Below are 20,485 nucleotides of genomic sequence, written 5' to 3' on the forward strand. Positions count from 1 at the left end.
AACCTGAGGCACGAATACCCTGCCATGCTTTGCGTTCTCGGGATATTCGCACCACATGATGTTTCAGGGAATAGGTCGGACGCTTTAAGGGGGTGGTTCGAAGTGTTTTGGCCCGTTTAGCCCCGTGTGGTGGGAAACCGGGGGTGCAGATCGTCGATGATAATGGTGTGGGCATGAGGGCCATCGCCGGCCAGATGTGGGTGATCTGGTGGCAGATCATCATGGCGATGTTCTACCGATTGTGACGAGTGCCGGGGCCAAAGGCGCACTGCCATCACGGCGCCCACCATCCCAAGGCCGGATAATATCAACGCGGCGCCGACAGCGCCCAGATGAAACATCAGCAGGCCAGAGAGCGGATAGGCCACCAGCCAGCAGGCGTGGGACAGGGTGAAATGCGCGGCAAAGAGTGCCGGGCGGTCCGTGCGATGGGCGGATCGCGACAGGACACGGCCAGCGGGGGTGAGGGTGGCGGAAAACCCAAAGCCGATGGCGCACCAGATCCCGGAGATCAGTACAAAATTGACCGGCAGGACAAGGCCGATCAGGCTGAACCCGGCAAGGGCTGAGAGGCTTATTCCTGCCCCCGCAAACATCACGGCGCGATCTTCGGTTTCTTTCAACAGCCGTGGCAGGGCAAGGGCCGCCACCATGGACCCTGTGCCGAAACTTCCGAGCACCAGACCCACCGCGCTGTCACCCAATCCCAGATCGGATTTCACCAATTGCACCGTGTTGACAAAGACCATGGCCCCGGTTGTCGAGCTGACCCAGCACAGGGCCAAAAGCCCGCGCAGGCGGGGGGTTTTCAGGTAAAGGCCAATGCCCCGCGTCGTGCGCTCCCAGATTGGGCGGGGCTTGCCCGGTTCCGGCGTGGGCAACAGGGTGGAAGCAACCAAAAGCCCCGATGCAATGAACCCCAGCGATGTGCCCAGAAACAGCGTGGCAAACCCGGTCAGTCCCAACAGGGCTGCCGCCAGAAGCGGGCTGAGCAGGGTTTCCAGATCCATTGCCAGGCGGGAAAGAGAAAGGGCGCGGGTGTAGTCTTCCTCATCTGGCAGCACATCCGGGATGGTTGCCTGAAAGGTCGGGGTGAACCCGGCTGAGGCGGATTGCAGCAGGAAGATCAGCACATAAATCTGCCAGATCTCGGTGACAAACGGCAGGCCTAACACCACCAGCGCACGGAACAGATCCAGCGTTACCAGGACCCGGCGGCGACTGATCCGTTCGGCCAGGGCCGCCGCGACCGGGGCAACCAGCACATAGGCGACCATCTTGATTGTCAAGGCGATGCCCAGCACCATCGCAGCCCGGTCCCCCGCCAGGTCATAGGCCAGAAGGCCAAGGGCCACCGTGGCCAGCCCGGTGCCGGTCAGTGCCACGATCTGGGCACCAAGCAAGTGGCGGTAGGTTCGGTTGTTCAGGATGCTGATCATCGATGTGCCCTGGGATCTGTCTGTCGCCTGAAATGGGAAGAGGGGGGATGTGTATCCCGAGGGGTGCCTCTCAGAGATATTTTGTGATTTCCCGGAAATCCTCCATATCCACCGGCGTGTCCGGATCCAGGCAATGGTCGATATGATCGTGGATCAACACTTTCTTCGCATTGGTGATGGCCTTTTCAACAGCATGTAATTGCTGGGCAATCTGGGTGCAGCTGGCCTCATCCTCAAGCATGGAGATGACTTTGGCCAGATGACCATGCGCACGCTTCAGTCGGGCGGTGATCTGTGGGTGGGACGGGTGGTGATGTTGATCAGTCATATCGAACCCTATCCCCCGGTGGGGGATGAAGTCAAATGCGGAACTTGTGAGGCGGAAAGGTTGCGAAGCGGTTCAAACTTCGCGCAGATGTTCCTGCAAGGCAGAAATCACTTCATCGGGATGCGTGTAAATCAGCCCATGCCCGGCGCCTTTGATCTCATATTTATAGCAGGCGCGGTTCCATTCGGTCAGTTTGCCCATAGCGGTGAGCGGGATGGGAATGTCGTTCTCACCCCAGACCGAAATCACCGCAATCGAGGTGGCCGCAATGGCACGGTGTTCGGCTTCCTGCGTTACGGACAGCATGTTGCGTTCCGATGACAGCACCGCGCGGACAGATCCCCGGATCTGGGTTTCCTGTTTCACGCGCGCGGGCAAGTCTGGGATTTGTGCGGTCGCCGCGTCAGGCTTGGCCGCCTGACAGATCACCCAGCCCCCGATGAGCCCCCACAGCCAGTTGCCGAATGCACCCCAGTCCCGGGCGCGGGCCAGCCAAGGTCCGGTGTGATAGATCATGCCTGCCGTGGCAAGAAGCATCAGGCGATCCACCCGGTGGGGATGGCGGGCGGTGAAGGCCGTGGCAATTGCGCCCCCCATCGAATAGCCCAAAAAGGATATCTCTCCATCAATCCGCAGCGCCTCAAGCAACTCTTCTAGCTGGGTCAGGAAAAAGGTTTCGTCCTGCTTGCCCTTCGGGCGATCGGAATACCCGCGCCCGTAAAGGTCATAGGTGAGAATGCGAAAGCCCATTTTGGCAAGCCCCGGGATCAGGGCGAAAAACACCCAGCTGGGGGTTGTCAGACCGTGGACCATAAGGATCAGCGGCCCGCGCTCTCGCCCGTGCCATTGGTAATGGGTCAGGCCGGAGGGCAGCTCCACAAAGCCGCCGGGTGCTTTGCGGCGCGCAACGCTGTCCATCACCGTCCGGGCACGTTCCAACACCCAGGGCGCAACTGCCAGATTGGCCAACATCCATAGAAGAAACAGTGCAAACCAGCTCACGCGTCGTCCCCTTCATGCCACAGCACGGGGAACCAGTCTTCGCGCAACCTCTGGCCCGAGGTCATGTTGTGGCCGGGGAACGGAGGAGAGGTGCGGCCGGGGCGTTCAACATAACGAGCATCATCCCCCATCCAGCGCAGGCTGAGCGCACGGCGGCGGGTTGCAGCCGTGTTGCCGCGCGCGCCATGAACGGTGCGAAAGTCAAACACCACCGCATCGCCGGGCTCCATTTCCCATTCCAGCACCGTCATGTCACCGGGATTGGCATCCGGGTCCGGCACCGGGATCCACTCCTGCTTGGCTTGGTAAAAATCGCTGTCATCGGCCCAGCTGACCGGGCGCACCATCTTGTCCCATTTGTGGCTGCCCGCGATGAACCGTAACGAGTTCTCGCGCACCGGATCCAGTGGAAGCCAGAAACTCGCCGTCTGTTCCCCTTCAACAAAGTAATAAGGCCCGTCCTGATGCCATGGCGTGGGTTTCGGTGTGCCGGGTTCCTTGACCAGCACATGGTCGTGGAAAAACTGTGCCGAGGTTGACCGCATCAGCCTGGCCGCAATTTGCGCCGCAGGACTGTTGCGCACGATGTTTTCAAACTCCGCAATCCGGGTCCAGTTTACGTAATCGTCGAAAAACCGCCCTTCGGTAACAGCATTTTCAGAGGCATATTCGCCGGGCTCCGCCATATTGCGTTCCACACCGTCACGCATCACCTCGACCCAGTCGTTCAGCGCGCCGGGGATCATGACCACACCATCGCGTTGATAGGCTTCGATCTGCTCTTCTGTAATCGTGACCATCGGATGTTACCTTTCCCGCCAGGCGCTGAGGATATAGCGGCTGGTCATCAGATCAAGATGCGCCCCGCCGCCGTTTTTGTAGAAGGTGATGTCGCCGGGCGCGCGGGTAAAGACACCTTTATCCGCATCATAAAGGTCGCCCAAAATATCGTCGCGCGAAATCACGCCACGTGCCAGCGGGTCCTTGAACTCGCCAATATGGTCAAGCACCGTATCGCGGCTGTCCATGAACAGGCGGGCACGGATCAGCATTTCGTCATCCACCTCGCGCATGTCCGGGCGATAGGCGCCGATCATGTCGATATGCTGGCCGGGGCGGGCCCATTTTCCAAAATGTATCGGATCTGTGGTCATGGTGGCAGACGTGATAATGTCCGCTTCGGCCCAGCCTTCCTCCAGGCTGGCCACTGCGCGCGTCTTGTCGTGGCTGTCGGCAAAGGCATTTGCCCCGTCAGGTGAGCGGTTCCAGATCAGGAAATGCGCTTCGGGAAACAGGGCGCCATAGGCCTCTCGCAGGCTGTGACCAACCGTGCCCGCGCCGCAGATCAGGATCACTTTACTGTCGGCCCGCGCCAGCAATCTGGCGCCCAAAACGGAATCGCCCGCAGTTTTCCATTTCGTGACAAGATGGAAGTTGAGCATAGCTTCAAGCGCACCTGTCACATCGTCATAAAGGTTAACCGCCCCGTGGATCATCGGTTCGCCACGTGCCGGGTTGCCGGGCATGATATTGGCGGTCTTTACCGCACTTCCCAGCCCGTCAATCCAGGCGGAGCGGGTCAGCATCGTGTCCGCATCGCGATACAGAAACGTGTCACCAATCTTGGCTTCGGGAAAGCTGTGACCAGCCAGAAGCGCGTCGGTCAATGCGCGCCAATTCAGCAGGGCATCGGCTTCAAACGGAATGATGTCAGGAGCGTTCGGATGGATCAAAGGTCGCTCTCCTCAATCAAGCCAAGTCGGATCAGGTGATCCGCCCAGGTACGCGGATCGTTGAACAGATGGGTCTGCCAGCCGCGTTCGGCGGCAGCGGCAATGTTTTCGGCGCGATCATCGGCAAACAGCAACCGTTCGGGGGAAAGACCACAATCCTCCTCAACCATCTGATAGATCTGCGCGCTGGGCTTGGTGACTTTCATGTGACCAGAGATGTAACGGCGGTCAAAATCCTGCAGGAACTCATAGTCCAGCTCAGATTGGGCAAAGGACCCGACGCCGAAATTCGACAAGGCAAAGACAGGCACCTGACGGCGTTTCAAGGCGCGCAACGTGGCGACGGAAAGGTCAATCCGTGGGCTGGCCAATTCACGCCAGCGATCATGCCACCAGCGAATTTCCTTTTCAAATTCAGGATATTGTGCGGCAGTTCCATAAATCGTGTCGCGGAAATCACCGCCCCGATCCATCAACTCATTCATGAAATGAAGGTCAACCGCGGCAAACATGGCGCGACGGCGATCTTCCCCGATCCAGCGGTCATAATGCTCTTCTGGCTGCCAGCGAATGAGCACGTTTCCAATGTCGAAAATAACCGCGTCCGGTCGCAAATCACTTTGTGTCATGATGGGACTTTAGCCAAGGGGCGCGGGTTTGCAAATGCGGATCATTCAGCCGCGTTGCAGGCGTGCGCTCCGTGGAACTCAACCAGGGCGGTCAGATCTTCGACCGGTGTTTGGTCTGCAATGAATGCATGCGCATTTCTGGCCAGATTGAAGATGGATCCGTCTGAGAAGAAGCTGGAATTGGTGACAAAAATCACCCGCGTATGTGGGGTGCGGAACTCGGCATAATCGGCAAGCGCCAATGCGTTTCCGTCTTTCAGATGCACATTCATGACAATCACGTCAACACGGGTCTGATCGAGCACACGAATGGCCGCATCTTCATCATGGGCGCGGATCACATCCACCCCCTGCCGTTCCAGAGAGCGGCTCCAGACCCCGGCCAGATCCTGGTTCGTTTCGACGATCAATACGCGCATGAAAACTCCTTGCCGCGTTGTGGCACAAACCGTTCAGATTCGCTAACAAATCTCTGGGAACAGTATTCCACATTGTTCCCGTTCCGGCGACAATCAAAGGGTTTGGGTCGGGGCAATCGGTGGATATATGCCAAGCAGGATTGTGTTTTGAGCGGATTTCCGGTTCAAGGCGGGAAGAGTATGAGGGAGAAACGCATGACAAGCTGGATCACAGTGTGTGACACATGCAAGCGCGAAGATTGGGATGAAACCACGTCAGGCGGCAAAACTGATGGAGAGAAGCTGGCGGATCTGGTGGAACAGGCCGCGATCGGCAGCGCACTCAAGGTGCGTCGCGTCTCCTGCCTGATGGGCTGTGACAACAGTTGTAACGTGACGGTGCAGGCCCATGGCAAACTGGCCTATACGATGGGGCGGTTTGATCCCACTCAGGATGCCGCCGAAGGCATCGTGGCCTATGCCCAGGGTCATGCAGAAAGCGAAAACGGCACTGTGCCCTATCGTCAGTGGCCGCAATCCGTGAAGGGTCATTTCGTCACCCGCCATCACCCGATCCCCGAGGAGTGAACCACGGGCATGACCAAGTTACGTGATCACGGGGGCGGGCTGGATGCAGCCATCGCCCAATATGGCGGCAAGCGCGTGGACTGGATCGACCTGTCCACCGGCATCAACCCGCACCCATATCCGCTGGGTGAAATCGGTGCCGAAGCCTGGACCGCGCTGCCCGACAAAGGCGCGTTTGAACGGCTTGAGGCCGCAGCGCGCGCATTCTGGAATGTGCCGGAGGGCGCGGATATCCTTGCAGCTCCCGGGGCCTCGGCTCTGATTGCCCGCATTCCAACCCTGCTGGGGGCAGGGCAGGCCGAGATCCCGACCCCTACCTATAATGAACATGCCGCCGCCTTTGAGGCCAATGGCTGGGAACTGACTGATGGGGGCGCGGCACAGGTGCTGGTGCATCCCAACAACCCCGATGGGCGGTTTTGGCTGGATCCGGACTGGTCCCGGCCTCTGACTGTGATTGATGAGAGTTTTTGCGACGTCACCCCGCAGATGAGCCATATATCGCGCGCCACTGAACCAGGCACGCTGATTTTGAAAAGTTTTGGCAAGTTCTGGGGCTTGGCCGGGTTGCGGCTTGGGTTTGTGATCGGTGATCGCGCCCTTATCGCCAAGCTGCGTGAAGCGGTTGGTCCGTGGCAGGTGTCGGGCCCCGCGCTTGAGATCGGCACCCGGGCGCTGCTGGATGTCGACTGGGCTGCAACCATGCGCCAGCGCCTTGCGGTTGATACCGCGCGGCTGGACGGGACGATGATGTATCATGGGGCCAAGCTGGTCGGGGGCACCACGCTGTTTCGGCTTTACGAGGTTGAGGACGCGCTGATGTGGCAAGACAAACTGGCCCGCGGTCATGTCTGGAGCCGCGTTTTCCCCTATTCGAAAACCTGGCTGCGTCTGGGGCTGCCCCCCTCCGGAGGCTGGACCCAATTGGAGGCTGCCCTGTGACCCTCGTTCTCGCCATGCTGCTGGATGCCATCTTTGGCGAGCCGGATTGGGCGTGGAAACGCCTGCCGCATCCGGCGGTGCTGATGGGGCGTCTGATCGGCTGGGCGGATGAGAGCTTTAACCGGGGTGAGGGGCGGATCCTGCGTGGCGCCGCGGTGATGCTTGTCTTATGTGTCGGGGCCGCGCTGCTGGGCTGGGCCGTGCCGCATCTGCCATTTGGCGGCCTGTGGGAAATGCTCCTGGCGGCGATCTTGATTGCGCAGAAGTCCCTTGCGCAGCATGTGCAGGCGGTGGCGGATGGAATGCGCCAGTCGCTGTTTCATGGCCGACAGGCCGTGTCGATGATTGTCGGACGCGACACATCCGAGATGCCCGCCCCGGCAATTGCCCGTGGGGCGATTGAATCGGCGGCCGAAAATTTCTCGGATGGGGTGGTGGCACCGATCTTCTGGTTCGCGGTTGCGGGCCTGCCTGGGTTGATGGTCTACAAGATGGTCAATACCGCTGACAGCATGATTGGGTATCGCACGGAAAAGCATGAGGAATTTGGCAAGTTTGCCGCCCGTCTGGATGATGTGTTGAATTGGGTTCCGGCGCGGCTCTCGGCGCTTGTCTTCATGCTTGCCCGTCGCAATTGGGCTGCCTGGGACATTATCCGTCGGGATGCCCCGCTGCATCGCTCGCCCAATGCGGGCTGGCCCGAGGCGGCGATGGCGGCAAGCCTGAACGTCGCGCTGTCGGGGCCGCGATCCTATGAAGGCGAATTGCGGGAGTTCCCTTGGGTGAATGAGGACGGGGCGCAGGAGATCGGCCCGAAAGAGGTGGATCAGGCGGTTCACATGCTCTGGTCCGCCTGGTGGGTGCTTTTGGCAATTGCAATATTCCTGGCGCTTGTCTGATCCGCTGAAACCGGTAGGCTGGCGCCATATAAGCGAGGAAAGATTTATGCGTATAATTCTGGCGACAGCCATTTTGGCTATTGGTTTGAGCAGCCCTGCGACCGCGATGGTGAAATGTGGCGGATCGTTTTCCAGCTTTGTCGCGGCAATGAAGAAAGAGGCCCGCTCAAAAGGCCATTCCAAGGCTGCTGTCGACACTTTTTTTGCGGGCGTAAGGCTGGATGCGGCCACGTTGAAGGCGGATCGCGCGCAGGGGATCTTTCAGAAATCCTTCCTTGATTTCTCGCAGGCATTGATCAGTCAGAACCGGATGGCGGTTGGACAGTCAAAACTGAAAAAACATGCTGCGATCTTTGACCAGATGGAACGCAGTTATGGTGTGAGCCGCGGTGTCTTGACCGCGTTCTGGGCCTTTGAAACCGATTACGGCGCGTTTCAGGGAAATTTCAACACGCTGAACTCGTTGATGACCCTGTCCCATGATTGCCGCCGTCCTGAATTGTTCCAGCCGCAGGTTTTTGCCGCTCTTGAACTGTTTGAACGCGGAAGCTTCAATCCGAAGACCTCCACCGGCGCTTGGGCGGGTGAGATCGGCATGGTCCAGATGTTGCCCGGTGACATTATCGAGGCCGGTGTGGATGGCAATGGCGATGGCAAGGTGGATCTGCGCCGGTCGCCCGCAGACGCGCTTCTGTCCGGCGCCAATATGCTGCGTCAGCTGGGCTGGCGGGCCAATGAACCCTGGGTGCAGGAAGTGACCCTTCCCAAGGATTTCGACTGGTCCAAAACCGGGTTGGGAACCCAGATGAAGGCGAGCCAGTGGGCGCGTTTGGGGGTCACGCCGCGTGCAGGCAAGCTCGCCGCAAACCTGCCGGCTTCGATCCTTTTGCCGCAGGGGCGCAAGGGGCCCGCGTTCATCGCCTATCCCAATTTCCGGGTCTATTTCGAATGGAACAAGAGCTTCACCTATGTGATGACGGCCGCCTATTTTGCCACCCGTCTGGAGGGCGCGCCTGTATACAAGGCCGGCAACCCGGATCCGGCACTGTCAGGTGCGCAGTTGAAGCAGTTGCAAAAGAAGCTGGCGGCGCGCGGGCATGACGTTGGCAAGATCGACGGGATCCTTGGGGCCAAGACACGGGTTGCGGTGCAAAAGGAGCAAAAACGCCTGGGACTGCCTGCAGATGCGTGGCCCACGGCTGCGCTTTTGTCGAAACTCTGATCGCGGGGCAGTTGCCAATAAAAAGCCCCGGTCGCATTGCCGGGCCTTTTGTTCTGGATCGGGTGTCTTACCAGTCGATGTGTTTTTCAAACTGGCCCATCACGCTCAGCCACATTTCGAAAACTTCGGCAAAGTCCTCGCGGGTGATGCCGTCCGCGCCGGTGTAGACGTCATATTCCACACGCGCATTGCCCTCATCGGTCAGATAGGCACGACCATATCGGTTTTCACGGTTCCAGACATTGATGGTGGCGATGGGGGTTTTCCCGTCAGTGGAATAGCCGGAGAAAAACTGGATGGCGTCGCAGGATTTGCCATCGTCACAGCCATAAAAATAAACCGCGAATTCGGTGCCATAATGCTTCATTTCAATCAGCGGATCGCCAACATTGTCGACATCCAGCTTGGCGGGGGCGCCCTCGTCTGCAAAGAAATTCATCAAGGATTGCGGGTCTGCGGCGGTGATGTTTTGTGCCAGCGCGCCGCCTGCAGTGAAAGCTGCCAAAGCAATTGCGCAAATCAATTTACTCATTGTCATCTGAACCTCCTGTATTTTCCGACAACCTAAAGCGTTTCGCGCCAAGCTTGCAACATAAGCTTGGCGCGAAACGCACTCGGAAATCCGCGGGGCAGATGCAATGCAAGCCGGAAAGACCCTGGGGTCAGGCCACCATCTCCTCGGCCTTTTTCAGATCAACACTGACCAGCTGGCTGACACCCTGTTCCGCCATGGTCACACCAAACAGGCGGTCCATGCGGCTCATGGTGACCGCGTGGTGGGTAATGGTCAGAAAGCGCGTGTCGGTGCGTCGGGTCATCTCGTCCAGAAGATCGCAGAACCGGGTGACATTGGCGTCGTCCAGCGGTGCGTCCACCTCGTCCAGCACACAGATCGGGGCCGGGTTGGCCAGGAAGACCGCAAAGATCAGTGCAATCGCAGTGAGGGTCTGTTCCCCCCCAGATAGCAGGCTGAGGGTCGACAGTTTCTTGCCCGGTGGCTGACACATGATCTCCAGCCCCGCATCCAGCGGATCATCGCTTTCAACCAGCACCAGCTTGGCCTCTCCGCCACCGAACAGATGGGTAAACAGGGTCGAGAAGCTGCCGTTCACCTCTTCAAATGCGGTCAGCAGGCGCTCGCGCCCCTCTTTGTTCAGGCTGGCAATGCCCGTGCGCAGCTTCTTGATTGCCTCTTCCAGATCTGTCTTTTCTTTCAAAAGAGTATCGTGTTCTTCCTGCACCTCGCGCGCATCCTCTTCGGCGCGCAGATTGACCGCGCCAAGGGCATCGCGTTGGCGTTTCAGGCGGTTCACATCATGTTCGATCTGTTCGGACGAGGGCATTTTTTCCGGGTCCGCATCCAATTGTTCAAGCAGGGCCTGCGGCGTGGTCTCCATGTCGTCTTCGATCCGTTCGGCAGCGTGGATCACGGTCTCGCGCGCGGCCTGCGCGCGTGCCTCGGCTGCGGCGCGGTGTTCCCGCGCTTCACCGGCCAGTCGCTCGGCATCGCGCTCGAGATTGGCGGCACTGCGTTCGCTGGTTTCCGCCTCAGCGAGCTTGTCGGCGGCGGATTTGCGGCGCTCCTCGGCGGTTTCGATCTGCTCGGTCAGTTCCTCGCGCTCGATCGCCAGCTCTTCCGGGGCGGCCTGCGCCTCCTCCAGTTCCTCTTCGCTTGCCAGCTTGCGTTCTTCCAACTCGGCGATGCGGCGTTCCGCCGTGTCCAGGCGATGCCGCCAGCCCGAGATCTCCTTGGTGATTTCCTGGCTGCGCTTGAGGCGTGCCTCACCTTCGCGACGCAATTCGTCCTGGGCGGACCGCTTTGCCATCATAGTCATCCGCGCGGCTTCAACGGCCATTTTGACCTGTTCCACTCCGGCACGGGCAGCTTCAAGATCGCCAAGACCCGCCACCGCTTTTTCCGCTTCCATCAGGCGGGTGCGGGCGGCTAGGGCTTCCTCTTCGTGGCGACGCACGGCAAGCCCCATATTTTCCAGTTTGCCTTCCGCGATATTGCGGTCCGCTTCGGCGCGCGACAATGCGCGGCCCGCATCGGACATGGCGCGGTCGGCATCACGGCGCGCGTCGCGGGCGCGTTTGTCGGCCTCAGCCGCATCTGACAGCATTGTCTTCAGGGCTTCGTGGGCCGCCCGCGCGCCTTCTGCACGCGCCGAGGCCTCTTCGAGGTCCTGCTTCAGTTTTTGCAGCCGGTTGAGCTGTTCCAGCCGCAGGGCGGCGGTCGAAGGCTGGTCCTCCGCCCCTGCGCGGTAGCCATCCCAGCGCCACAGATCCCCCTCCAGCGACACCAGCCGCTGACCGGGTTTCAGTGCTTCCTGTAGCCGCGCGGCATCTTCTGGTTCACACAGGCCGATCTGCCCGATCCGGCGTGTCAGAACCTGTGGGGCGGTCACGTAATTTGCCAGAGATTTCACACCCTCGGGCAGGGGCTGTGCCTGTGGATACGCCGGTAGCGTGGTCCAGCCAGACGCGGCATCCGCCCCCACCTCGGGTGCGCGCAAATCATCTGACAGGGCCGCGCCCAATGCCTTTTCATATCCCGATTGCACCCGCAGTTGATCCAGAAGCTGCGCCCCTTCGGCGGCGTCCCGTTCGACCAGACGCGCGAGGGCGGACACTTCGGCATGAAGCGCGTTGACCTCGCCCTCGGCAGAAGAGCGTGCAGCCCGGGCATCGGCCTCGCGCGATTGCGCTTCGGTGCGCGCCTCATCCGCAGCAGCCAGGGCGGCCTCGGCCTCTTCTGCGTTTTCGGCGGCCGTTTCGGCGGCGGCTTGTGCCAGTTCAAAATCTTCCGCAGCGCGGGTGACGGCCTCTTGGGCAAGGGTGACGGCCTCTTGCGCGCGCGCGGCCTCGGCCTCGCTTTTCTCCAGCGTTTTCTGATTGTCATCGCGCAACCGGTGGGCGGATTGGTGGCGGGCGGCAAGGCGGGCCACATCCTCGGTCAGTTGCGACAGATCGCCTTCGCGCTCTTGCAGGATGGCGGCGCTTTCGCGGGCCTGATCCATGGCCTGAGCAAGGGCATCATCCTGCCCTTCCGACGCTTTGCGGAGCTGTTCCTGCTCCCATTCCAGCCGTTCAATTGTCTCGCCAGCATCGCGGTTCAACCCGGCCTCGCGGTCGATATCCTTGCCCAGTTGCTCAATGCGACCGGTCAGGAGTTGAATGCGTTCAAGGGCCTGTGCCACTTGGTCGGAGAGCTGATCGCGGCTGATGGTCAGACGGCTGAGGATCGCGGCGGCCATGGCCTCTTCCTCGCGCAGGGCGGGCAGGGCGGCCTCAGCTTCTTCGCGGTCCTTGGTGGCCTTGCGGGCGTAGAGTTCTGCCTGACCGGCCTGTTTCAACCGCTCGGTCAGGATCTCTTCCGCCTCGTGACGGGCCAGGTCGGCCTCTTTCCAGCGCCGATACAAAAGCAGCCCCTCGGCGCGGCGCAGGTCATCGCCAATGGTGCGGTACCGCTGGGCCTGTCGGGCCTGTCGGGCCAGCTGCGCCAGCTGTGTGGCGAGCTGCTCAAGCACGTCCTCGACGCGGGCGAGGTTTGTTTCAGTGCCCTTGAGCTTCAACTCCGCCTCGTGACGGCGCTGGTAGAGACCTGAAATGCCAGCGGCCTCTTCCAGGATGCGGCGGCGTGCCTTGGGTTTGGCGTTGATCAGTTCGGAAATCTGCCCCTGCCGCACCAGGGCAGGTGAGTGGGCGCCGGTGGAGGCGTCTGCAAACAGCATCTGCACGTCCCGCGCACGGACATCCTTGCCATTGACCTTGTAGGCGGATCCGGCATCGCGGGTGATGCGCCGGATGATTTCCAGATTGTCACTGTCGTTGAACCCGGAGGGCGCAAGCCGTTCGGAATTGTCGAGTTGCAGTGAGACCTCGGCGAAGTTGCGCGCAGGCCGGGTGGCAGCCCCGGCAAAGATCACGTCCTCCATTCCGCCGCCACGCATCGCGGTGGGGCGGTTTTCCCCCATCACCCAGCGCAGGGCCTCAAGCAGGTTCGATTTGCCACAGCCATTTGGCCCGACCACGCCGGTCAGCCCGTCTGCAATCACCAGATCGGTCGGGTCAACAAAGCTTTTAAAGCCGTTCAGACGTAGTTTTGAAAACCGCAAGCGGCCTGCCTCAAATTGATTCTCGGGTGAAGTGAGTGTTCGTGTGCGGCGGGGGTCTGTCAACGGGTCCCACCTGAAACGGGCCAAAATCTGGTCGGGAAGGGGGAGTTATCCACAAGATATTGGTTTTGCTTTGTTCGGGCGTGCCCCCTTTCTGCCGTTTGCAGGCCCGTTGCGGTCGCAATCCTTCTTGACGAAAACTGGTCTTGCACGGCAGAACGGGCGGATATGGTTTCCCGGCGCATACCGATGTTCCAGGGAGAAAAGGGAATGTCGTGCGGGCGACCCAAGTCGGGGTCCAAATCGACAGCCGCCCCCGCGACTGTAGGCGGAGCGCAGGCGTTGATATGCCACTGGCGGGAACGCTGGGAAGGTGACGCCATGCCGAGATCCGCAAGCCAGGAGACCTGCCATATGCGACTTTTCATGTCCCGTCGGGGAGGACGGGCAACAGAGTAGAGACAAAAGATGCTGACCAAAATTCCCGCCACTGTTGTGACCGGTTTCCTGGGCGCAGGGAAAACCACCCTGATCCGCCATATGCTCGACAATGCCAATGGCAAACGCATCGCGCTGATCATCAACGAATTTGGTGATCTGGGCGTCGATGGTGACATCCTCAAGGGGTGCGGAGACGAGACCTGCACCGAAGACGATATCATGGAGCTGTCGAACGGGTGCATCTGCTGCACGGTGGCCGAAGATTTCATTCCGACGCTGGAGAAACTGTTGGACCGTGAAACCCCGCCGGACCACATCGTGATCGAAACCTCGGGGCTGGCCCTGCCACAACCTTTGGTGCGCGCGTTCCAGTGGCCGGAAATCTCTACCCGCGTGACTGTGGACGGTGTTGTGACAGTTGTGGATGGCAAGGCGGTGTCGGACGGGCAGTTCGCATCCAACCTTGATGCGGTCGAAGCGCAGCGCAAGATGGATGACAACCTGGATCATGAAACGCCGTTGTCAGAGCTGTTCAAGGATCAGGTGACCTGCGCCGACATGATCGTCGTGAACAAGGCCGACCTGCTGGGGGATGCCGAGGCTGACGCGCTGGTTGGCAAACTGGCCGCCGAAAGCCGCGATGGGGTGCAGGTTGTGCGCTCGATCATGGGGGCGTTGCCGGTTGAGGTGCTGCTGGGGCAGGGCATGGGGGCCGAAGATGACATGGACGCCCGCCTGTCGCTGCACGAAAAAGGCCATCATCACCACGACCACGATGATGATCATGATCACGATCATGACCATGATCACGAGGATGACCACCACCATGATGATCACCACCATCACCACGACCATGATGCGTTTGAAAGCTTTGTCGTGACCCGTGGCGAAGTGGCGGACCCGAAGGCCTTTGCCGAGAAGGTCGCCGATGTGATCCGGTCGAACAACATCCTGCGTCTGAAGGGATTTGCTGCGGTGGAAGGCAAGCCGATGCGCCTGACATTGCAGGCGGTCGGGCCCCGCGTTGACACCTATTTTGATCAGCCGTTTGGGGCGGACAGGCGCGAAACCCGCCTTGTGGTAATCGGCCAGTCCGGCCTTGATCGCGCCGCGATCGAAGAGGCCCTTTCGGCGTGAACATCGACGTTCCCCTCCGAATTGAACCGGGTGATCCACATCACCCGGAGGCCACGACGTTGCTTAAGGCCAGCCATGCGCTGATGGAGGAGCTGTTCCCGCCGGAGGACAATTTCTTTCTGGAGATCGACGATCTTTGTGCGCCCGAGATTTCGTTTTTCGTGGCGCGTGAAGGCGCGCGGATCCTCGGCACCGGGGCAATTGCGGATAAGGGAACGTATGGCGAGGTGAAATCCATGTTCGTCTCGCCCGATGCCCGTGGCAAAGGGGTGGGAGAGGCGTTGCTTTCGCAGCTTGAAGCCACTGCGCGTGCCAAGGGGCATCAGGCAATGAAGCTTGAGACCGGCAATGTGCTGCACGCAGCGCACAGGCTTTATGAATGCGCGGGGTTCACCCGATGTGGCCCCTTTGGCGACTATCCCGACGCGGCCAGCTCCATTTTCATGGAAAAACCGCTCTGATCGTGATGGGCGGGATTATTTCCCGCCCTCCGTCGCAGCCTGCTTATTGGCTGCCGCTTTCATCCGGGCCAGAAGCTCTGCCTTCTGGTCTTTGCGCTGATAGGGGTTTTTCTCGCTGCCACGTTCGTTATGTTCGCGGTGGCGGGGCGCACCCTTGGCGGGTTTGGGCGCTCCGGCGGCTTTGTAATCCATGGCTGAACCTTTCTGATTTTCGGGTGTCATGCCCGATCACGTGACATCATACAAGCAAGAGGCGGATCATGCATCTTCTCGCAGCGACACCGGGCGCAATTGATGACGGCAAAGAAGCGGTCGATCTGGGCCAGACACCCGCCGATCTGGTGGTAATCTCGGCCGCAGATACCGAGCTTGCGGGCCTGTCGGAGGCGCGATCCGCGATGGAGGCCCCGCCGAGCCTGCGCCTTGGCAACATGATGCACCTCACCCATCCCATGTCTGTGGATCTGCATATTGATGATTGCGCGTCCAAGTCCCGGCTGGTGATTGCCCGCGTGCTGGGCGGCGTGGGCTATTGGAAATATGGTGCCGAGCAATATTCCGCGCGTTTGCGCGAGGCGGGGGTCCCGCTGGTGCTTCTGCCCGGCGATGACAAACCCGATGCTGAACTGCGGGCGTTGTCCACCGTGTCGGACGAAGATTACGATGCGCTCTGGGCTTATCTGGTGGAGGGTGGACCGCAGAACTGCACACTCTTTCTCGATTATGCCAAAGCGATGCTGGACGGGGCTGAGAAACCAGAGGCCGCCAAGCCGCTGTTGCGGGCCGGGGTCTATTGGCCCGGTGCGGGCGTGTCCGACCTTGCCGCTGCACAGGCCGCGTGGAGCGAGGGGGCGCCGGTGGTGCCTGTTGTCTTCTATCGGGCGTTGGTGCAGGGGGCGGGGCTGAACCCGATCAATCGTCTGGTGAAATCGCTTTTGCGGCAGGGGCTGAACCCGTTGCCGATCTTTGTGGCGTCCCTGAAAGATCCGGTTTCAGTGGCGACACTGGAAAGCCTGTTCACCCAGGCCGCGCCAGATGTGATCCTGAACTGCACGTCATTTGCCGTGGGCTCGCCCCATCAGGATGAAGCGCATAAGAATACCAACCCGCTGGCCGCGCCCTTCTGCAATGACGCTCCGATCTTTCAGGTGGTGCTGGCCGCGTCCGGTGAGGCCGCATGGGAAGAGGGGCTTGCGGGCCTGTCTGCCCGTGACATCGCCATGAACGTGGCGCTGCCCGAAGTGGATGGCCGTATCCTGTCGCGTGCGATTTCCTTCAAGGGGGAGGCGTTTTTCGACGAGGCGACGGAATGCCCCATCGCGACCTACCGCGCGCGGGGGGACCGGGTGCAGTTTGTGGCAGAACTTGCCGCGGGCTGGGCACGTCTGCGCCGGGCTGAGGCAGGCGCGCGCAAAGTTGCGCTGATCATGGCAAACTATCCAAACAAGGACGGGCGCCTGGCCAATGGTGTTGGCCTTGATACCCCCGCCGCCGTGGTCCACGCGCTGGGATTGCTTGCGGATGAGGGTTATACGGTCACGAATGCGCCCGCCGACAGCGATGCCCTGATGCAATCTGTCATGGCAGGCCCCACCAACTGGCTGGTGGATCGGGCGGAACGGACAGGCGGTGTGCGCCTGTCGCTTGAGGATTACCTGACCCATTACAAAGCCCTCCCATGGGCGTTGCGCGAAGCGGTGGAAACCCGTTGGGGCACCCCGGAAAATGACCCGTTTTACGAGGGGGGCTTTGCACTTTCGGTGTTGGAATATGGAAATGTCGTCGTCGGTGTGCAGCCTGCGCGCGGCTATAATATCGACCCGACTGAAACCTATCACTCGCCCGATCTGGTCCCGCCACACAACTACCTCGCCTTCTATTTCTGGCTGCGCCACCAGCATCAGGCCCACGCGATTGTGCATATGGGCAAGCACGGGAACCTTGAATGGCTGCCCGGAAAATCCGTGGCGCTTTCCGAGGAATGCTGGCCCGAGGCCATCTTTGGCCCGCTGCCACATGTCTATCCGTTTATTGTCAATGACCCCGGCGAAGGCACCCAGGCCAAGCGCCGCGCACAGGCGGTGATCATCGACCACCTGACCCCGCCGCTCACACGCGCCGAAAGCTATGGTCCGCTGCGTGATCTTGAGGCGCTGGTCGATGAGTATTACGAGGCCGCCGGCGTGGACCCGCGCCGGATTGACCACCTCAAACGCGAGATCCTGTCGCTTACCTCCGTCACCGGGCTGGATCAGGATGCGGGCCTCACCGGTGAGGATGAGGAAAGCGATCTGGCCAAGCTTGACGCCTATCTGTGCGAGTTGAAAGAAGCGCAGATCCGCGATGGTTTGCATGTCTTTGGACAATCACCGTTGGGGGAGCTTGAGCGCGATCTGGCAATTGCCCTGCTGCGCGTGCCGCGTGGGGAAGGAAAAGCGGGGGATGCGTCCCTGATCCGGGCGCTCGCTGCGGATTGTGGCGTCGATATCGACCCGCTTGATTGCGATATGGCCGCTGCTTATGAGGGGCCGCGTCACAAGTTCCTGCAAGCGGCGGACACGGCCCCCTGGCGCAACAATGGTGACACGGTGGAGCGGCTGGAGAAACTTGCGCAGCTTGCCGTTGGATGGTCCGAGACCCCTGCGCATTTCAACGCCACCCGCCCGGTGCTGGAAACATTGCATGGGGTGGTTCTGCCTGCCGTGCGCGCCTGCGGTCCGGCAGAAGGAGAGGGGCTTCTCACCGCCCTCAAGGGGCAGTTCGTCGCCCCTGCGCCCTCCGGCGCGCCCACGCGGGGCCGTCTGGACACGCTTCCGACCGGGCGCAACTTCTTTTCGGTCGATAGCCGCGCGGTGCCGACGCCCACCGCCTGGGCGCTGGGCTGGAAATCCGCCAACCTGCTCATTGACAAACATCTGCAAACCCATGGGGATTGGCCACGCACCATGCTGGTCACCGCCTGGGGGACGGCAAATATGCGCACTGGAGGAGACGACATCGCGCAGGCAATGGCCCTTATGGGGGTGAAGCCGAAATGGGATAGCGCCAATCGTCGCGTGACCGGGTTTGAAGTGATCCCGGTGACTGCTCTCGGTCGCCCCCGCGTGGATGTGACGCTGCGCGTATCGGGTTTCTTCCGCGACGCCTTCCCGCAACTCATCGCGCTTTACGACAGTGCCGCACGGGCCGTGCAGGGGCAGGAAGAACCTGACGACATGAACCCGGCGGCTGCTCGGGTGCGGGCAGGCGAAAGCGCCCACCGCGTCTATGGATCGAAACCCGGTGCCTATGGGGCGGGGCTTCAGGCGATGATTGACGAGCGGCTTTGGGCTGACAAGGCTGATCTGGCGGATGCCTATCTCGAATGGGGGGGCTATGCCTATGGCGCTGCCACCGAAGGGGAGCGTGACCGTGCAGGGTTTGAGCAACGTCTGAGCCAGACCGAGGCGATTGTGCAAAACCAGGACAATCGTGAACACGATCTTCTGGACAGCGACGATTATTACCAGTTCGAAGGCGGTGCCGCCGCCGCCGTCTCCACGCTCCAAGGCAAAGACCGACCGATCTATCACAATGATCACTCCCGCCCGGAACGACCGGTCATCCGCACGCTGGAAGACGAAATCGGCCGGGTGGTGCGATCCCGAGTGGTGAACCCCAAATGGATCGAAGGGGTGAAGCGCCACGGCTATAAAGGCGCGTTCGAAATCGCCGCCACGGTGGATTACATGTTTGCCTTTGCCGCCACCACAGGCGCGGTTCGCAGTCACCATTTCGACCTCGTGCATGCCGCTTTCATCGAAGATGACGACACGCGGGAATTCATTCAGGAACACAACGCCCCGGCGCTGCAAGAGATCCTTGAACGCCTTAAGGAAGCGATGGATCGGGGCCTCTGGCAGCCGCGCTCCAACTCGGCCCGCGCCTCATTGGATGAGCTTGGCGGGACATCGGCATGACACCCCGCCTTGCCACGGCAGAAGACGCCAAATGGATCCTCGAATTGATCCAGCGCGTGTTTGCCGAGCATGACGGGCGCATTGATCCGCCAAGCTCCATGCACCGAATGGGGCGCGGATGTCGAAAGGCAGATAGCGGAAGGGGAGGTCTGGGTGATCAACCGCGCCGCCTGCCTGTTTCTGACGCCGCTTCCCGACGCGCTTTATCTCAGCAAACTGGCGGTGAGTGTCAGGGTGCGGGGGAAAGGGCTCGCCCGCAAACTGGTGGAGCAGGCCGGCATCCGCGCCATCGCGTTGGGCAAACCCTGCCTGCGATTGAAAACCCGCGTGGAGCTCAGCCAGAACCATAAAGCGTTCCGCGCCCTTGGATTTGACGAGGTTGGGGCATCATCCCACCCCGGCTTTGACCGCCCAACCTCCCTGAGTTTCGAAAAACGTCTCACTCCCTGACGTGGCTTGGATGAGGGCTCGGCGCAGAGCGCGCGCGGGATGCCCCCTGTTTACTTTCTGGTAAAAAATATCCCGGGGAGCGCCTGAAACAGGCGCAAAAACAGGATCAGCTCACAGCGGGAGCAACCCAAAGTGTGGCGCGGATGCTTGGCCGGATGTGGGGTCAGATCATTGCCGTGCCGCAATGGGGGTGCATTCGATATTTTGCAAAACCACGCGATCTTCATCCGCGCTCCATTCATCCTGCAGTTCGCAATCCAGATCTACACGGATCGGAGGGGGCACCGGAGGCAGGTCTCTGTTGCAATTCAACTGGGCGCGCTGAATGCCCTGATCCCCGCTCAGGCTTCCCTCTCGAATGGGGCATCCGGTGCTTTGTTCGATGGCGATCTTGGCACGTCGCAGGACCGAAGACACGCTGGGCAGGGCTTCGAAATTCACCCGGTAGCTTTCCACCCAATCCTCGCGCCGATGGATTTTGAACGTGGCCCCCTGCACGGTGGCCTCATATGTCCTGGTGTCCTTGCTGCGAAACTCCGGGCTGGGACTGTCACACCCTGCGAGCAGGGCGGATAGGGCAATGGGCAGCAGAGAGAGTGGACGAAGGGGCATGGCGGTGCTCGTGGCGGAGGTGTCGATGGGGATAGCGTCGGTGGTTTTGGTTAATCAATGGTTAAGCAACGAGCAAACAATGGAGCATCCGCTGAATTCTTACCGGTAAAATCTGATACCGGCAGCG

General features: G+C 60.6%; 19 protein-coding genes and 1 riboswitch. Of the genes, 8 read left to right on the forward strand and 11 right to left on the reverse strand.

The window, feature by feature from the left end:
- Positions 1 to 116: 116 nt before the first annotated feature.
- The 7 genes from AKJ29_RS02555 to AKJ29_RS02585 all read right to left on the reverse strand — a co-directional run bounded on the left by AKJ29_RS02555 (position 117) and on the right by AKJ29_RS02585 (position 5,550).
- Complete coding sequence (locus tag AKJ29_RS02555; RefSeq protein WP_055187650.1) at positions 117 to 1,439, reverse strand: MFS transporter; 1,323 nt, start codon at positions 1,437 to 1,439, stop codon at positions 117 to 119.
- A 70-nt stretch (positions 1,440 to 1,509) separates the two neighbouring features.
- Complete coding sequence (locus tag AKJ29_RS02560) at positions 1,510 to 1,767, reverse strand: metal-sensing transcriptional repressor (protein ID WP_055187652.1); 258 nt, start codon at positions 1,765 to 1,767, stop codon at positions 1,510 to 1,512.
- A 72-nt stretch (positions 1,768 to 1,839) separates the two neighbouring features.
- A complete protein-coding gene (locus tag AKJ29_RS02565) occupies positions 1,840 to 2,769 on the reverse strand; it encodes an alpha/beta fold hydrolase (RefSeq protein WP_055187654.1) in 930 nt (309 codons plus the stop codon).
- On the reverse strand, positions 2,766 to 3,569 hold the full coding sequence (locus AKJ29_RS02570; RefSeq protein WP_055187656.1) for a phytanoyl-CoA dioxygenase family protein: 804 nt from the start codon (positions 3,567 to 3,569) through the stop codon (positions 2,766 to 2,768). The genes AKJ29_RS02565 and AKJ29_RS02570 overlap by 4 nt, the downstream gene beginning before the upstream one ends.
- A 6-nt stretch (positions 3,570 to 3,575) precedes the next feature.
- Positions 3,576 to 4,502: an ornithine cyclodeaminase family protein gene (locus AKJ29_RS02575; RefSeq protein WP_235477246.1), complete on the reverse strand. Its 927-nt coding sequence runs from the start codon at positions 4,500 to 4,502 to the stop codon at positions 3,576 to 3,578.
- Positions 4,499 to 5,131, reverse strand: coding sequence for an HAD family hydrolase (locus AKJ29_RS02580; protein ID WP_055187658.1), 633 nt, complete (start codon positions 5,129 to 5,131; stop codon positions 4,499 to 4,501). Before AKJ29_RS02580 ends, AKJ29_RS02575 begins: the two co-directional genes overlap by 4 nt.
- Positions 5,132 to 5,172: 41 nt before the next feature.
- Entirely contained in the window at positions 5,173 to 5,550 is a 378-nt protein-coding gene (locus tag AKJ29_RS02585) for a response regulator (protein WP_055187660.1), read from the reverse strand.
- A 195-nt stretch (positions 5,551 to 5,745) separates the two neighbouring features.
- On the opposite strand from AKJ29_RS02585, the gene AKJ29_RS02590 reads away from it, so the two are divergent.
- The 4 genes from AKJ29_RS02590 to AKJ29_RS02605 are packed head-to-tail and all read left to right on the forward strand — an operon-like array spanning position 5,746 to position 9,180.
- A complete protein-coding gene (locus AKJ29_RS02590) occupies positions 5,746 to 6,117 on the forward strand; it encodes a DUF1636 family protein (protein ID WP_055187662.1) in 372 nt (123 codons plus the stop codon).
- A gap of 9 nt (positions 6,118 to 6,126) precedes the next feature.
- Positions 6,127 to 7,059, forward strand: a complete 933-nt coding sequence (locus AKJ29_RS02595; protein WP_055187664.1) for a threonine-phosphate decarboxylase — start codon at positions 6,127 to 6,129, stop codon at positions 7,057 to 7,059.
- Positions 7,056 to 7,958, forward strand: a complete 903-nt coding sequence (gene cbiB, locus AKJ29_RS02600; protein ID WP_074963635.1) for an adenosylcobinamide-phosphate synthase CbiB — start codon at positions 7,056 to 7,058, stop codon at positions 7,956 to 7,958. The genes AKJ29_RS02595 and cbiB overlap by 4 nt, the downstream gene beginning before the upstream one ends.
- Before the next feature lie 46 nt (positions 7,959 to 8,004).
- The gene (locus AKJ29_RS02605) at positions 8,005 to 9,180 is read left to right on the forward strand and encodes a lytic murein transglycosylase (RefSeq protein WP_055187669.1); all 1,176 of its coding nucleotides are present in this window, start codon (positions 8,005 to 8,007) and stop codon (positions 9,178 to 9,180) included.
- Between the two features lie 67 nt (positions 9,181 to 9,247).
- On the opposite strand, the gene AKJ29_RS02610 is transcribed toward AKJ29_RS02605, so the two are convergent.
- The gene (locus tag AKJ29_RS02610; RefSeq protein ID WP_074963636.1) at positions 9,248 to 9,718 is read right to left on the reverse strand and encodes a YbjN domain-containing protein; all 471 of its coding nucleotides are present in this window, start codon (positions 9,716 to 9,718) and stop codon (positions 9,248 to 9,250) included.
- Between the two features lie 124 nt (positions 9,719 to 9,842).
- Complete coding sequence (gene smc, locus AKJ29_RS02615) at positions 9,843 to 13,298, reverse strand: chromosome segregation protein SMC (RefSeq protein WP_055187671.1); 3,456 nt, start codon at positions 13,296 to 13,298, stop codon at positions 9,843 to 9,845.
- A 212-nt stretch (positions 13,299 to 13,510) separates the two neighbouring features.
- Positions 13,511 to 13,727, forward strand: a riboswitch (cobalamin riboswitch).
- A 39-nt stretch (positions 13,728 to 13,766) separates the two neighbouring features.
- Here smc and cobW point away from each other — a divergent pair.
- Positions 13,767 to 14,876 (forward strand): cobalamin biosynthesis protein CobW, encoded by a 1,110-nt coding sequence (cobW, locus tag AKJ29_RS02620; protein ID WP_055187673.1) that lies wholly within the window; start codon positions 13,767 to 13,769, stop codon positions 14,874 to 14,876.
- Complete coding sequence (locus AKJ29_RS02625; protein WP_409360014.1) at positions 14,873 to 15,337, forward strand: GNAT family N-acetyltransferase; 465 nt, start codon at positions 14,873 to 14,875, stop codon at positions 15,335 to 15,337. Before cobW ends, AKJ29_RS02625 begins: the two co-directional genes overlap by 4 nt.
- Positions 15,338 to 15,352: 15 nt before the next feature.
- On the opposite strand, the gene AKJ29_RS19830 is transcribed toward AKJ29_RS02625, so the two are convergent.
- Entirely contained in the window at positions 15,353 to 15,529 is a 177-nt protein-coding gene (locus AKJ29_RS19830) for a hypothetical protein (protein WP_055187675.1), read from the reverse strand.
- Between the two features lie 68 nt (positions 15,530 to 15,597).
- Between AKJ29_RS19830 and cobN the strand changes: the two genes are divergently transcribed.
- Both cobN and AKJ29_RS02640 read left to right on the forward strand, forming a co-directional pair.
- Positions 15,598 to 19,296 (forward strand): cobaltochelatase subunit CobN, encoded by a 3,699-nt coding sequence (gene cobN / locus AKJ29_RS02635; RefSeq protein ID WP_055187677.1) that lies wholly within the window; start codon positions 15,598 to 15,600, stop codon positions 19,294 to 19,296.
- 69 nt (positions 19,297 to 19,365) lie between these two features.
- Entirely contained in the window at positions 19,366 to 19,746 is a 381-nt protein-coding gene (locus AKJ29_RS02640; protein ID WP_314732185.1) for a GNAT family N-acetyltransferase, read from the forward strand.
- 168 nt (positions 19,747 to 19,914) lie between these two features.
- Here the strand turns inward: AKJ29_RS02640 and AKJ29_RS02645 are convergent, their stop codons facing one another.
- Positions 19,915 to 20,358, reverse strand: coding sequence for a hypothetical protein (locus AKJ29_RS02645; protein WP_055187679.1), 444 nt, complete (start codon positions 20,356 to 20,358; stop codon positions 19,915 to 19,917).
- Between the last annotated feature and the right edge of the window lie 127 nt (positions 20,359 to 20,485).

The organism is Aliiroseovarius crassostreae, from assembly GCF_001307765.1.
Taxonomy (GTDB): Bacteria; Pseudomonadota; Alphaproteobacteria; order Rhodobacterales; family Rhodobacteraceae; genus Aliiroseovarius; species Aliiroseovarius crassostreae.